This is a genomic window from Type-F symbiont of Plautia stali (assembly GCF_059731105.1).
Map to the genome: position 1 here is coordinate 2,924,331 of NZ_AP035909.1, position 14,324 is coordinate 2,938,654.

The following is a 14,324-nucleotide window of genomic DNA, read 5'->3' on the forward strand; positions in this document are numbered from 1 at the left end:
CTGAAGGGATGAAAGATGTTCGTTTAAATGGCAGGGAGGATTTCAGGCAATTAACAGGTTTAAAAATCACGCACTCTTTTACAGCCTCAGACGCTACTGCAGGAGCGCAATAATCAGGCTAAAAAATGTGCTCTCGTTAAACCCCTCCCCGGAACGGGAGAGATCACCAGACGGAGCAAAGGTCCAGTCGTTCACCGAAACTGACCGCATGAATAGTCGTCCCAATGGCGTCACCTGCACGCCATTCCGGAAGGTCACCTCCACGCATCCTGTTACGCCCTGACCGTACAGGAAGACCGGCACAAAGTTTACAGACCGGTTGTTGATGTAAAGGGCGATACTGGCAATCTCAAATGCTCCGCCCCCGACCAGCAGGTCCGTGACGGACACGGCCTGCGTTTCAACATGCAGGCCGGTATCTGTCAGCCATATGTCCATCTGCTCCTGAAGCTGTGTCATTCGCAGGCGGAATGCCGCTATATCAGCCTGCGTTTTACAGGTAAATGAGACCGGGCCACGTTGCCTGTCCTGCAGTTTTTTGAGGAACTGTGTTTTTAGAGACATGGTGCTTTCTGGCCTCAGATCCGGGTTGTGGTGTCGAGATAGTGCTGTTGCTTCAGGTGCCTCAACAGCACCCGCCCCTCGGGCATAAACTCAGTGCCGTAGCGGACAAGTCCGACGCCTTTCAGCTCTGCATCAATGGCATAGCGCAGTTCACCGGGCACGTGCTGCTCAAGCAGAACAACGTCTATCTTTTTCAGGCGGGGCTCATATCTGAGCAGCAGCGTCGAAAGCGTGCCCATCAGTTCATGAGCAGTACCTGGCATGCCCTGCAGGATTCGGGTCATATCCGGCAGGCCGTAGTCGGGCAGATGCGCCAGCGTACCGGCACGGCAGTTGAGGATACGCTGCATATTGTCCAGTACGGACAGAATCAGCTGGTTCTCCTCGCTGACCTGATGGAGATCGAGGCCACCAGTGAAGTTGCCCGTCAGCATTTCATACAGCGAAGGCGTATTGTTTCCCTGTGGCATCAGTCATCCCTGAGCGGTTTCAGCGTCAGATGGTTGTTACCGGCTTCAAGAATGCGCGGCTTATCCGGGTCAAGATCTTCGCGCTCAATCACCAGCTTCCAGTTGTTGTTAACCCTGTCCGGGTGGCGGAAGAGCCCAGCCACCGCGACAAACTGCGCATCGGCCTCCATCGGCATATTCAGGTCCGCATCACCGCCCGGCTTCAAAACCACATCACGGCTCGCCAGCAGGTCAGCTTTCAGAATGGTTTCCCCCTCTTTCAGCAACTGCTGGTAAACCGTTTTGTCGAAAGTTTTGCGATCTCTCAGCTGCCAGACACGAATAATCACCGGCTCAGACAGCGAATTACTCTCGCTGGAGTCGGTGTTAAGCGCCTCACGGGCAGTGAAATCCAGGTGCAGCACCTTAATCTTTTTGTAGAACACCGCGTTAAATGCTGATTTGGTGCCATCGCTAATGCCCTGCGTCACCCCGCAGCCCGCCAGACTGAATGTCAGCAGGGGTAACAGCCAGCGCGCGGTCTTAGTTAAACTTGTACGTAACACGTCGGTTTCCTTGTTGTGGTGTGGCGGGCTTCATGCCGGTGTAATAGCCCAGTTCTGTCGTAAAAGTCTGCGGGATATCGTCCGGGAGGGCTTCGTCTTCCGCGCCCAGCACGCCATTCATCCCCAGCCAGAAAGGCCCTTCGCCGAGCGGCGGCGCGGCCAGCAGTCGGGTTCGGGTGGTCAGGGTGATTTTTGCCTTAAAACGCCAGCCAAGGTAGACACGCAGCATCACCAGAAAGTCCTGATACAGCAGACCGTCCGGTTTCCAGCCCTGCGACTCCTGTTCGTTTTCGGTGGACAGGGCAATCAGCAGCTGGCTGCTGGCATCCATCGCCTCGTCACCCAGCGGCGTGTTGCCATCCAGCAGAAAATCGTCGTCTCCGTAAAAACCTAATGGCTGACTGATTTCCACCGGACGCAGGCAATATGGGCTGACCCTGACGATCGTATCCGGGGCAAGCAGCGTCACCAGCGCCTGTATTCCCTCCTGCGTTTTTCCCGGCTGGCGAAGTACACCAAGCAGCGCCAGAAAGCGCGACACCGGCGTGGCAATATGCTTTGCCGTCCCGGGAATACCCAGCCCCACCAGGCCAAGCAGCGACTGCGAAATCGCATCAGTACCGCCTGGCTCAAAGGTGGCCGGATACGAGTACTTACGCCAGATGCGATAAAATTGCGTCAGGATGCGGTGGCTGAAGATATCCAGAAAGCCCTGCAGCGCCTCATGCCCTTCCCGGCACTGGGCGATGTCATCGAGATAGGCGGTCGGCAGCGGCGAATCCACGCCGTACATGCCCATAAACGTGGTGCGAATGAGCGGTGGTTTGCTGCCATTCTCTTCGTCATACGCGACGGCTTTGAGTTCGCCAGCCGGAAAGCCCATTCCGGGATGCGGCGCAAAGCGCACCGGATCGTCAGAAGGATGGCTGGTTGAACCTATCAGCGGCCTGCCCGGGTTCTGCTTCTCCAGTAGCTGGCAGAAACGGTAAAAGTTTATCCGGTTAAGGTCAGCCTCCAGCCGTGGGGTCAGCCGGGAATACGGCGGTTGTGCTTCTCTTCCCATTCCAGACGCTCTCCGGTCGGTTGCAGGATGATAATCAGGCGGTTGAACAGATAGATATCGGTATACAGCGCGAAGAAGCGACTCAGCATCTCACCAAACAGGCAGATGTCACCGCGCCCGGCAAAGCCGTGGCTGTCGAGCGTCACGTCAATCTGCACGCCGCGCACCAGGTAGCCCTGTTCGAAGCGCTCCGTTTCGCTATGCTTCACGTCGATAATCGCCTCCAGACGACGGCGGTTCATCTCACTGTCCGTCCACTCATACAGCGCCAGGGTGCCGCGCAGCACGTCGGCATTATCCATCATCGACAGGAAGCCGCTGCCGAGGTGACTAAGCACGCGCCAGTGGAAGCGATCCTGATCCGGTGGGTAACAGGGTAATGTCGGTGCACACAGGTTGCGGACGGCAATACTGGCTGAGGTGGTTTTCATCACCGTATCCAGGACGGTACTTTGTAGCGCGCGGCGTGGTAACTGGCCGTTGGTACCGGTCAGCGTCAGAGACAGGCTTTCATTCTCCGGAACGGTATGGTTATCAAAGGCTTCGCCACCGAGGACAAGCCAGGTGTTATGCAGCCCGGACGGGCCACGTCGCACGCGGGTGTGGTAATAATATTCCGGCGCCTCATGACGCATCATGCCGCCTTTATGACGGAAGCTTGAGAACGGCACGTAAGTATGCTGGCTTGATGACATCACAGAATCCACCGCGTATATCTCGGTATGGCCATCCTGAACGCGCATCGGGCGCAGCATATATTCGGTCTGCAGGGAGTTGACCGTCAGTGGGTCAGATTCCAGCGGAAACAGGTTGATCACCGGCACACAGTTCAGGCGCAGATGCTTTTCGGTAAAGCTGAAGTCATGCTCCCAGCGCTCCGCCAGTACCACGTCGATTTCAAACCAGGGGAGCTCAGCCGGAAAGACGACAGTTTCCAGCCCACGCAGGCCCGCAAACATGAACTTCTCGCGGAAGGTGAAATACTCCAGCAGCAGCTGATAGCCGCTGAAACTGCTGCTCCCCTTCGGCCACAGGTCGTCATCATCGCCAAAGCCCAGTGCAGCGAAATAGCCGTCCAGCGGTTTTCTGTCCACATCGCCTGGCATGCGCAACCACAGATGCGCCATGTTCATGGTAAAAGCTTCATGCATGGCGCAGGCCAGCGGCGCGTCGGCATTAAAATAGAACGGGATTTGAGTGAGATCGACACGACGCCAGTCGGCAAGGTGGCTGCAGTTAAAGCGCAGGCTGATAACTGAACGTCCGTCAGAGTCAGTCGACAGGCGGGCGTGCTCAAGCGACAGTGGCTGTAGGGTGATCGCTTTGGTGGTGGTGTAGCGGCAACGCGTGCCCTTCTCACCGATCGGCCTTGAGTTCACCTCAAAGCCTTTGACGATTCGCATCGGCTCTTTCATTTCGCGCCAGTCAGGGGTGAATTCCACCACTGACATCGACGGAATGGTGCGCAGGTAATGCGGCCAAAGCAGGCTGACCAGGCCTTCGGTCAGTTCAGGCAGGTCGTCATCGAGCTTCTCCCGCAGGCGGCCCATCAGGAAAGCAAAGCCTTCGAACAGGCGCTCCACAAACGGATCACGTGCAGCTGCCTTGTCGAGATTGAGCATTGCTGCCTGCTCGGGATGCGCACGGGCAAACTCTTCACCGGCTTCCAGCAGGTAGCGCATTTCAGCGTCATAATAACGCAGGGTTAAATCATCCATAAAAACCTGAATAAGTGTGAATTAAAGGTATGCGAGGGATTTTTACCCGCAAAGCACTGCACTGCTGGCTGGATCGAGCGCAATCAGCCCTGCAAGAAGCTGGTCCATCTCTGGCTTTAACCGTGATTTATCGGTTTCACTGCGTGTGGCTTTCATGCGCAGAAGTCTGAGGCGGCGTGATTTCACTTCAAACAGCAGTGCCGGCGTCCACTGCGTGAGGGTAATGGACTCTGCGGCACTATCGAGCTCACCCAGCAGATGCAGGGCCAGTTCATTTTTGCCCTTCTGCTCTGCTACGCGGGCCATCAACAGACGCAGCAACCATTTGTCTTTTGTGGTGTCAGTGCCCGGGCGGGTCTGCAGCCAGTGAAGTGTGGCATCCAGACCGTCACTATCCGCTTTATCCAGCGCTTCCGGCTCAAGAGACAGAATATCGTTATCTGTCTCACCGGCACTGACCGGCTCATTCCGCCAGCCGGACATATCGTCCAGCACGCTCTGGTTTATCCAGTTCAGCGTCACTTCATCAGCAAACGGCGTTCCGTCATTAAAGGCCAGGGTTTCAAGCCCGGTAAGGCGGCGCAGCAACCCTTTCAGGTCTGCGGTGATGATCTCGGCCAGTACATCCTGCCCTGATTTCATCAGGGCCTGGTGGATATACCACTGTAAATCCAGCCAGAGGTGGTTGGCACCGCGCGAGAAGGTATTGTCCGCTTGTTCCAGAATCTCCAGCCAGCTCTGCTGGAGATATAGCCGTTTGAGCATGGCCCGCTGGTCAGCCCGTGGCGGTTCGATGCGCGTTTTCCCCTCAGCATCCGGGGCCGGAATAGTGTTCAGCGTGTCATGACGCAGACTCTTCATCAGCCGATGCGCCGCAAGCCAGCCACCGGGCTGTTCACGCAGATACCCTGTCAGGATGCGCGCCTGAGCCAGTAAATCCTGACCAGAGGTAATGCGGCTCAGTATCGGCGCGTCAGGCTCTGTCGCGTGTAAGGTCTGTGACTGACTCTTGTTACTGACATTCTGAGGTACCACGGCATCCACACCCCCGGCCTTCATCAGGCGGGATTCCAGCGCGCTGTACAGAGCATTCAGCGCCGGCCGTGACGCCTCCGGCTCTCTCTCCAGGCTGTCAGCAATGAGCAACAGCGCCCCGGCGGTACGCTGTGCATCCTCGCGGACGACCTCCGGATACAATGACAGACTGTCCAGAACACGGGTGCCGCCGAGCCATTCGAGCGCGGCCCTGCGGCTGCGATCCCGCTGCGGGTGAAGCTGCATGCCGAAGCGCTGCAGTAATCCCGCCAGCAGTTCAAGCCCTTCGGCAAAGCCAGCCTCGCCATACTGGTGCAGGCGCGCCCAGCAGTAATACGTCGCCACCCGAATATCTTTCGCCCCGGTGATCAGTAACTTCTCGGCAAGCGTGCATATCAGCCCGGTATCGATCCCGGTGAGCTTATTGACCTCTTCGCGGATACGCTGAAAATCATCATCATATCCCGGGTCTTCACCGGTCAGACTGCTGCCACTTATTGGCGTAAGCCAGCCCTGCCAGTTTTCCATGCGCGTCTGCGCCTGTTGTCGCAGCTGAGTTTCGTCTGCCTGACAGGCGGCAACCAGATTCTGCAGTGTGCTCATTATTCGACACCCTCCCTGTCACTGTTTCCGGTACTGGCCATCAGCGCCTGCGCGGTGGCCGTACTGTCAACACTGAATATCTGGTCGGGCAACGTGAAACCGCGAAGGTCCAGCAGTGCCAGCGGACCTTTGCCGAGTTGTGAGCGCAGCACCCACTGCAGAGTGCGACTGTCCGGGGCGGTAAAGCTCATCATCCACTGGCTGCGGTCAAGCTGCTGGCGTTTGCCCTGGTCCAGCCAGCGAATAAAGCCCCAGGTCCCGCTGTAATCTCCGAACAGGCGCGCTCCGGCGTTGACGGTGGTCCAGGTCAGCATCGTCCCCGGCCTGTAAGTCTCTCCCGGCCAGCGGAAACTCTGCCAGTCGGCCATCTGGTTGAAGTAATGCAGCTTTTGCCCATCAATGGTCAACTGCGTCTCCACCACCTGCGGTACAGGACGCGCCTGCAGCTCAAAGCTGATGCCCTGGCTGCCATCGGTAAACAGAATGTCCGACAGCTGGCTCAGCTGGTTAACCGCACGCAGGAAGGCCGGGTTGAAGCTCAGGCCCTGGCTGTTAATCTTATCCGGCACCCACTGGCTGCCCTCTTTGTGCAGCACACCGCTGAGCTCCGTCGTCAGGAAGCGCTCAATACGTCCGCTATCCTTACGCACGAATTCAGCCAGCATCGGCAGGGAGGCATCACTTTTACTCGCAGTAAACGGGAAGCGCCCGTCAAAGGCGGTGCGCCAGTTTGCGACAACGGAACGACTCCACTTATCGTTCAGGCTGGCTGCTGAGGGCTGAAGCACGGTCTCCCAGGCCTGGGTCAGCGGCTGCACAAACATCGTGTTACCAAACCCACTCCACTCTTCACCCAGGCTGGCAGAAATCAGGCTGCCATACTGTTGGGTGTCACTAAGATCCACGCTTTTACCCTGAAATACAGTCTGCGCCAGGGTCTGCATCATCTCCAGCGGATCAGAGGCGCTGGCCACCTGTTGCAGGCGCAGACGCACACGCGTGATACGGGTCAGCCAGGTCTGCAGGCTCAGGGAGTTGTCAGCGGACATGACGTTGCTGCTTTTGTTTTTACCCAGCAGCTGAAGCAGCGGGCCAAAGGTTTCATCCAGCGGACCCTGCGGGCCTGCCGCCGACTGGTCAATCGCCGGTTTATCTTTGCCGCCCACCAGCTCTTTAGCCGACTGGATGATCGAGTCCGACAGACCTTCGCGTTGCTGACCGGTCTGTCCCTGCCAGGCGAGCGTATTCATCAGGGCAATCAGTGGCGACTGACGGACATCACTCATCAGCGTCAGCTGGTCGGTGACGTCGGCGATATTGTTTGCCGGGTTCCAGTGCAGACTGTTAAGAAAACTCAGCCAGCGACCAGCAAAGTCGGTGAAGTACCTTTGCGTCAGACGGGCTTTCAGGGCTTCCGGCGACAGATCGGCTGAGACGGACTTATGGGAATCACTCAGCACCCAGTCGATTTCATCCCGACGGGAATTTGCCGCTTTTTCGATGGCGGACTGAATGCCCCCCTCCCAGGCCTGGCGCGTGAACATGCCCGGCACCATATCTTCAGTCGTGAACAGACGACGGGCATCGGTACCGCCGGTCATGTCCTCCAGAGAGAGATCGGCGAAGTTACGCCGCACGGATTTGAGCATGTTCTGGTACAGCGTGCTTTCAGCATTACGCCGTCCAATCTGCTGCAACAACACCTGGCGGCTCTGGCTCACCAGCTGCGCATCCGGCGTGATTTTCCACTGTGGCTGCTCTGGCAGTTCGGAGATATAGAACGCCCACAAATCCGGCGACAGGCTTTGCCACAGGCCGGCTGAAATACCTATCCGCGCCGGCTGCACGGTTTTCATAGCCTGCGCATAAAAGGCACCATCGGCTTTATCCGGACGAGCCATCATCAGCCAGGCTTTAAGCTGGTCATAACCCGGTTTAGCAAGCGCAGCGCGCTGGTCACTGTTGGGGGCTGAATTCACCAGCGCACTGAGTTTCTGCATCAGCGCCTGATTCGCCGGGTCGCGTATCAGGCGGTTGTTTGCCACGCCGTACCAGGGCAGCATCGCGTCAAGCAGCTGCGGGTTATGGTCCAGACCAAAGCGCTGATACCAGGGTGCGCCGTCTTCAATACGGTGCTTCAGGCGGCCGGCGTCATTACGCAGCGTATGCAGCGCCGTGAGCTGGTCATCCGAAACAGAGGGATGTTCTGCCAGGGCATGCGCCTGCCCGGCAACAGAAACGATCTGCTGACGGTTGACCGCGAAAGACAGCAGCGTTCCTGCGCCCCAGATACCGATGAGGGCCATCAGCGTCCAGGCAAGTGTCTGTTCCCACGCCATACCGACGCGGCGGCCACGAACACGGACGCAGTCATCCACGATGCCCTGCCAGGTTACTGGCAGGCTCAGAGCGTGGCGTTGTAATTCGGGAACATATTTATCAGGGTCGGCAGATGCAACAGCTTCACCCTCAAACGTTTCAGCAGGTTTATACTCCGGCAGGCTGAACATCAGGCCACGCAGCGGAATGCGCTGCTGGGAGGCTGCCAGCCATGGCACCAGCTGCTGAGCCCAGCGGGCGATACCGCCGTTTTTGAGGTGCTGGCCCAGTCGCAGCAGAAAGTCGTGGCTGTTGTTCTCAGCGACCTGACTCATTCCCTGGTTTCGCAGTGTTGGCAGCATCCGTTCAAGCTGGCGGGTAATGTCGTCAGGCTGGGCACGCAGCGGGAAAGTAGCCCCAACCGTCTGTTCAGGGCGTTTAGCCTGCGACCAGGTGCTGTCGCACAACTGCCATAAATAAACCGGGGCGGAATAACGCAGCAGTTCGCTGATCTTTTCCAGACCGCGTAGGTCGTTGTCGCTGATTTGCGGGGTAAGATTAAACGACTGCGGCATAATTCGGACAATCCCGTCCAGCGGACGTCCGCGGCGCAGTTTACGCAGTGCGGAGTATTTTTCCTTATCGGGCTCAGCAATCAGACTACCGCCGTAAATCAGAACGGTACGGTTACCTTCAAGCCACTGCTCCTGTTGCAGGCCGGGCACCAGTTGTTCGATTGCCGCCTCATCGCCAGTGATGAGCAACAGACGGGTTTTACGACGCCAGTAAAGGCCAATACGGGAGCAGAGATGAACCCGAATCTTGTTACACATGGCCACCGCAGGGTGAACAGGCGCTTTATCATTTTCCCGCTTTTTTTTCTCATCATCACCGTTGATGCTGTCAACAAGCGCATTAAACTCCTGCTTACCGGCATTGCGTGCCGCCGCCAGAAGCACTACGGATACGATAAGGGCGCAGCCTGAAATGCATCCGCCGGCGATAAGCCAGTAAATTTGTTGCTGACTGCCGCCTTCCATCCCGGCTATATCCGGGTGTTTCCAGACCATGAACGTCATAACGGCTAACAGCAAAAAGAAAATAACTGCGACAGCAAGATAGCGGCCTTCCGTAGTCTTCGGTGCTAAAGGTAGCTTCACGGATCCATCTCCTGTCGGGAAGCAATCGGGGTAATGAGCGTGCTCCACAGCACATTCTGTGTGGTATCACCGCAGATAATCATCTGTGGTAATTGAGTTTGTCGGGCGATTTCGGTGGCGGCAGCAATAGCCAGCCAGGGGGCCGCGGCACCGGCATGTCCCATAGATGTATCGAGCGAAATGACGGCTTCGTCCTCTACAAACTGCGCAGGGTGCGCATTCTGGCACGCAATAACTTCTGCACGCTGCTCACCCGTCAGCCCGGCAAGCCATAAATTTTTGACGATGTTTTCTTTGAGCGGGACGTTCCAGGCAGCCATGTTCATCCCCTCCCTCAGCTCACCGGTTGGAGCAGCATCTGGCCGGTGCAGCAACGCGAGAGGTTCGAGAGCCTCCTGGGTCAGGCGGTTGCCAAGAAGCAGTGCTACACCGGCTTCAGCTGTGTTGTCAGATTCGGCAGGCTTTAACTGGAGACCCACAATCAGTAACACCGCTTGATCTTTAATACGTTCATTCAACCAGCGGTCGATTACACTGAGCCCACTCCCCTCACCATATTCAACAGGAAGAGTAATATTGTTTTTATGCCAGGTCTCATCCCAGTAATGGCGAATACTCTCCAGAGGCAGCGATGTTGTTACATCAAAAAATACCACAAGTGGTACTTTGTCAGGGATATGTGCGAAAGGAATGCCAGCAATCAGCTTCGAAAAAATATTCGTTATCACGAATTTTAGCGAGTCCTGCGGGCTGGAAGAAATTTGGCTCATCCTGGAGCTTTCATAACCATCCCGGTCGACCTGCGAAACAATAATGCTATCGTTATTTTGCATCGCAATAGCTGTATCTTTCTGAGCAACTGATGAGTGGCCGGTAATGAATGTTGCATTCAGCACCTGCAGTGCACGACGTGCCTTACGGGTTTCTCGAAGAATCCATTGTTCTCGCTGTTTGTCGAAAGCATTTGCTTTGCTATCCTGCAATGCCCACAAAAGCAGACAAGAAGCAAACGGAACACTCCACAAAACTATAGGCACACCTAAAGCAATCTTCCAAAAATACAGATTTTCAACATAACGCCCAAATATACGCATTGATATAACACTGACCGAAAGCATGGCAACCAGAGCAATAAGCCAACGTGAAAGTTTTAGAGATCTAGGTCTGGGGTAGCATTCTGGCAAATGTTTAAGTGTATATGACATGATTATTTCCTGCTTACTTAATTCTCTAAATGATCAAAGTCATCTATACTTTTTGACTTGCTATGAATTATGCCCAGTGCATAATTTAAAATCATTACCGCTCACAGAATCAAAGTCTGTTCTAACCACAATAAAATGCCCATTGTGTCATCTTCAATAAGTTCAACATCAACCGAGCAAGCATTTAATGAAATCATAGAAAGAAAAAGAACCCTTCTAAATAACCCCCACCTTTAAAATATCGATAAACTGAATAAACCGTCAGTTGATTTACAAATTTAAAACATATGATTTAATTTATTTTTGTTGTGGAAATAGACTTCCATTTTCCTATCATGTATTTCAGAAGGGATTTGTCATTCTTGAAATTGAAATCGGGTGCTGGAGTCTTCTCTCATCCTAAGCCATCACTACCAACAATAACATGCTCCTCTCCCCTTAATTAATATTTCACCCCATCTTTAAAAGAGAAATATTTTACAGCTACAGGGTCAATCCCACCAACACACCCTATTTTGTAGGCAAATGAAACGGTTTCTACACCATCCGAAATATTTTATTAACCTCAACGGAATCAGGTACAATATCTAATTTCATATCTTCACCACAATTCCTAACAAAATCCTGAAGGGACCAATCGTTGCTATTCCCTGTGACTTGCGTAACAAGCAAGGTCACTCCTCCTTCTTTGCTATCAAGCTTTTTATCTATAGTTAGGGTATGTATACCGGAACTATCATTCCATGCTCTCTGGAATATTTCAGAACTTGCAAAAGCCGCTTGAGACAATACGAATGCAAAAGCAATAATTGAATTCAAAATCACCGCAATTGCCACTTTCATTCTGACCTGCTATGTTGACTAAGTGTTTAATTAAAAACAATCATTCTAGAATAACTGTAGACGCTTTACTCCAGTTACTTGTCATATAATTATATAATAGGACGTTGTTTTTCAAATTAGCATCAGACACCGGCTTAACATTATCATCAATTACCCCATCTGGCGTAACCATCCGCTCTTCTCCTCGAAGAGAATGCTTCATGCCATTTACATAAGCAAAATATTTTACAGTAACTGGATCAAGTCCCCCTACACAACCTATGGTATAAGAAAACAATACAGCATCAAATGAGCCATTAATTTTCTTAATTTCGAAGGAATCCTTAATTAAAGCCATGTTTATATCAAGCGGACAATTATTCACATAATCGACAAGACTCCATACCTTTTTGTCCTTTACATGTTCCGAAGCGGTAATTTTTGAATTTTTAGTTTCACCATTATTTTCTTCGTAAATATCAATTTTCACCTTATGAATACCATCCGGGCGTTCGAACTCCTTGGTAAAGGTAGTTGCAAAACTACTCATCACAGGTAAAACCATCAAAGCTAATGAAAGGGTTATTTTTGTTTTTAGAATCATCTTGTACTCTCATGCCCAGTTGTTTTGGAATGAATACCAATCATTTCATTGAGTTCATTTACATCAAAGATATCTAATTCTTTATGTACATTTGACTCATAATACCCTTTGTATGCCACTGGTAAAAAAAACCTCAATCCATTAAAGGGGGAAAATTTTATTGTATCGCTCTGATTCCCTCCCAAGCAAATTAATGCCCCAGATTTTGTTTTTCCATACACAAAGGTTGCGTGATGTCCTGATGATGCGGCACATCCATAGATAGGTTTTTTGATCTCAAAAAAATTGGTACTATCTCTAAAAAAAGAAATAGCGCGATATGGGTCTGGAGCTGTTTTATGATACCCACATTCTTGAAAACAATAATTTACAAAAGACGAACACCAAGCATTTAATGTCCCAACTAGATTTTTTATCCACCCATGACCTATTAATGCATGGTAATTACTAGTAATATGGTCTTCCTTAGTCCCATGCCATTTTTTTGCCTCACTCAGTGCTATATTCATCCATGGAGTCTCTCTCTGGTCGTGTGGAAGTAACGCAATCGGATTACCAGAATTTTTTCCTCCAACTGAATCCAGCGCTTTTTTATTCGTATTGATTACACTATTTTTTTCAGGTTTATTATTAACTGGTTTTGAGGCTATCGGATTTGCAACTGGCCTTTCAGTCTGACCAGACGTCACATTGCCACTTTTGTCTATAGAAATTGATTGTCCCGGGTATATTTTATCAGGATCTGATATATTATTCTGCCGCGCAATATCTTCAACATTCACACCATTTTTTTCTGCGATCTTCGCCAAAGTGTCCCCTGGAGCAACGGTATAGACCGTAGGGCTATTAGCATTGACACCATAGATCGTCAAATGCTGTCCGGGAAAGATCTTACTCACATCTTTTATATTATTTTTTTTGGCTATTTCATCAATGCTTGTCTTATAACGTTCGGAAATTTTTGATAGAGAGTCTCCTGGCATGACTATATACTCTATTGGTTTCTGAGCGCTCTTCTCACGAGGCACTTTGGGAGTCTCGGCAAGTGTTTTTGCAAAGAATTGAGAAAAGTTTCGCGTGAGCAGTATATTCTTTGTTTCATCCCCAGAAACTTCTGAATAAACAACATCCTCTTTTCCAGCAGAATTAGTATATTTGACGACAATAGCCATTCCTTGTTTCATATGGACGATTGTCTTGAGCTTGCCGTATGCGTCTGTTTTCCACTCGTAGCTAGTGCTTCCTAGTGTCACTTTAAATGGCACATCAGCAACTGGTCGCGAGCCATCAGAAACAGTCACATTTGTCACATACACCCATTTTTCGGTGCCCGGCTTCATGCCACCTTCCTTTTTGCTAATTGCCTTGATTACCTTACTGAATTTTGTGTCGTCAAGATCTCCTACTTTCTCTCCCTGAGCGACCCCACTTTCAGACATGATAAAATTAGCATAAGCTTCAGGGTTATTACCATCATTCCCCGGCGCATATTTTTTCATCATTTCTGGAATAGTATAATCTTTATACTTCCGTTTAAGCAGAGACCGTTTTGCATTCTCACCAGCATCTATGCTTGAAAATATTGCAAAAGAATGTTTGTCTGGATTGTAGACAACTCCAACACCGATTTTTCCTTGCTGATTTTTTACAGAAATGAGATTTCCTGGGTTATTGAATCGCCAATTCAGTGAGCCCCCAGTTTTTAACAATCTTGTGCCATTCGATGACTCATACTCTACCGTTTTTGTCGATGCATGATAAATAGCATTTATAAAGCGCATTTTAATTAATCCTCTTTGCTATTTTCCTGCAACTTCAAACTTGGCATCATCTAATAAAACAGACGTCATGTGATACCCGGTCTCTGCAAGAAATATTACGCCATCAATACTGATATCTTTCCCAAGAAGATTTTTATTTACTTTATAGTCATTACTATCACGCATTATCAACTGAATGTCCTGATTCCAGTTTTGGTTGTCAGTATCTGCGTCTGTTACACACGTGAGTGGCTGTTTTAAATGCAATATCCACTCATGTAGTTTCTCATCATTCGCTTTATCCTCTCCCCAGCCAGGAGGGCCGTAGTATAATTTTTCGCTAACAACTCCAGTCAGAATTACTTTATCCCCTTCCTTTAGGCAAGTAGCAGATGTACTAACGCTAGAAAGCACGATTATAAAGCAAAAAATAGACTTCCAAATTTCCTTTAACAT

Annotated in this window: 12 protein-coding genes; all 12 read right to left on the reverse strand. The window is 51.5% G+C overall.

What is annotated here, in order from left to right:
- Positions 1-93 precede the first annotated feature (93 nt).
- Positions 94-564, reverse strand: a complete 471-nt coding sequence (locus AC6I7A_RS13905; protein ID WP_058956745.1) for a hypothetical protein — start codon at positions 562-564, stop codon at positions 94-96.
- A gap of 14 nt (positions 565-578) precedes the next feature.
- A complete protein-coding gene (gene tssE / locus AC6I7A_RS13910; RefSeq protein WP_046102306.1) occupies positions 579-1,034 on the reverse strand; it encodes a type VI secretion system baseplate subunit TssE in 456 nt (151 codons plus the stop codon).
- On the reverse strand, positions 1,034-1,579 hold the full coding sequence (tssJ, locus tag AC6I7A_RS13915) for a type VI secretion system lipoprotein TssJ (protein ID WP_058956744.1): 546 nt from the start codon (positions 1,577-1,579) through the stop codon (positions 1,034-1,036). The genes tssE and tssJ overlap by 1 nt, the downstream gene beginning before the upstream one ends.
- Positions 1,557-2,642 carry a type VI secretion system baseplate subunit TssG gene (gene tssG / locus AC6I7A_RS13920; protein WP_058956743.1) on the reverse strand — a complete coding sequence of 362 codons (1,086 nt, stop codon included), beginning with the start codon at positions 2,640-2,642 and terminating at the stop codon, positions 1,557-1,559. Before tssG ends, tssJ begins: the two co-directional genes overlap by 23 nt.
- A complete protein-coding gene (tssF, locus tag AC6I7A_RS13925; protein WP_058956742.1) occupies positions 2,606-4,360 on the reverse strand; it encodes a type VI secretion system baseplate subunit TssF in 1,755 nt (584 codons plus the stop codon). The genes tssG and tssF overlap by 37 nt, the downstream gene beginning before the upstream one ends.
- Positions 4,361-4,402: 42 nt before the next feature.
- Positions 4,403-5,998 (reverse strand): type VI secretion system protein TssA, encoded by a 1,596-nt coding sequence (gene tssA / locus AC6I7A_RS13930; protein WP_058956741.1) that lies wholly within the window; start codon positions 5,996-5,998, stop codon positions 4,403-4,405.
- Entirely contained in the window at positions 5,998-9,477 is a 3,480-nt protein-coding gene (locus AC6I7A_RS13935; RefSeq protein WP_058956740.1) for an ImcF-related family protein, read from the reverse strand. The genes tssA and AC6I7A_RS13935 overlap by 1 nt, the downstream gene beginning before the upstream one ends.
- Positions 9,474-10,682 carry a KPHS_23130 family T6SS system protein gene (locus tag AC6I7A_RS13940; protein ID WP_058956739.1) on the reverse strand — a complete coding sequence of 403 codons (1,209 nt, stop codon included), beginning with the start codon at positions 10,680-10,682 and terminating at the stop codon, positions 9,474-9,476. The genes AC6I7A_RS13935 and AC6I7A_RS13940 overlap by 4 nt, the downstream gene beginning before the upstream one ends.
- Before the next feature lie 537 nt (positions 10,683-11,219).
- Complete coding sequence (locus AC6I7A_RS13945; protein WP_058956738.1) at positions 11,220-11,525, reverse strand: hypothetical protein; 306 nt, start codon at positions 11,523-11,525, stop codon at positions 11,220-11,222.
- 40 nt (positions 11,526-11,565) lie between these two features.
- Positions 11,566-12,108 carry a M949_RS01915 family surface polysaccharide biosynthesis protein gene (locus AC6I7A_RS13950; RefSeq protein ID WP_058956737.1) on the reverse strand — a complete coding sequence of 181 codons (543 nt, stop codon included), beginning with the start codon at positions 12,106-12,108 and terminating at the stop codon, positions 11,566-11,568.
- Complete coding sequence (locus AC6I7A_RS13955; protein WP_058956736.1) at positions 12,105-13,889, reverse strand: TIGR02594 family protein; 1,785 nt, start codon at positions 13,887-13,889, stop codon at positions 12,105-12,107. Before AC6I7A_RS13955 ends, AC6I7A_RS13950 begins: the two co-directional genes overlap by 4 nt.
- 18 nt (positions 13,890-13,907) lie before the next feature.
- Positions 13,908-14,324, reverse strand: coding sequence for a DUF4431 domain-containing protein (locus tag AC6I7A_RS13960; protein ID WP_058956735.1), 417 nt, complete (start codon positions 14,322-14,324; stop codon positions 13,908-13,910).

Bases quoted from the DNA above. Each gene is read 5' to 3' on its own strand.
- AC6I7A_RS13905 (WP_058956745.1), bottom strand. From the start codon at position 564: ATGTCTCTAAAAACACAGTTCCTCAAAAAACTGCAGGACAGGCAACGT.
- tssE (WP_046102306.1), bottom strand. From the start codon at position 1,034: ATGCCACAGGGAAACAATACGCCTTCGCTGTATGAAATGCTGACGGGC.
- tssG (WP_058956743.1), bottom strand. From the start codon at position 2,642: ATGGGAAGAGAAGCACAACCGCCGTATTCCCGGCTGACCCCACGGCTG.
- tssF (WP_058956742.1), bottom strand. From the start codon at position 4,360: ATGGATGATTTAACCCTGCGTTATTATGACGCTGAAATGCGCTACCTG.
- tssA (WP_058956741.1), bottom strand. From the start codon at position 5,998: ATGAGCACACTGCAGAATCTGGTTGCCGCCTGTCAGGCAGACGAAACT.
- AC6I7A_RS13940 (WP_058956739.1), bottom strand. From the start codon at position 10,682: ATGTCATATACACTTAAACATTTGCCAGAATGCTACCCCAGACCTAGA.
- AC6I7A_RS13945 (WP_058956738.1), bottom strand. From the start codon at position 11,525: ATGAAAGTGGCAATTGCGGTGATTTTGAATTCAATTATTGCTTTTGCA.
- AC6I7A_RS13950 (WP_058956737.1), bottom strand. From the start codon at position 12,108: ATGATTCTAAAAACAAAAATAACCCTTTCATTAGCTTTGATGGTTTTA.
- AC6I7A_RS13955 (WP_058956736.1), bottom strand. From the start codon at position 13,889: ATGCGCTTTATAAATGCTATTTATCATGCATCGACAAAAACGGTAGAG.
- AC6I7A_RS13960 (WP_058956735.1), bottom strand. From the start codon at position 14,324: ATGTTAAAGGAAATTTGGAAGTCTATTTTTTGCTTTATAATCGTGCTT.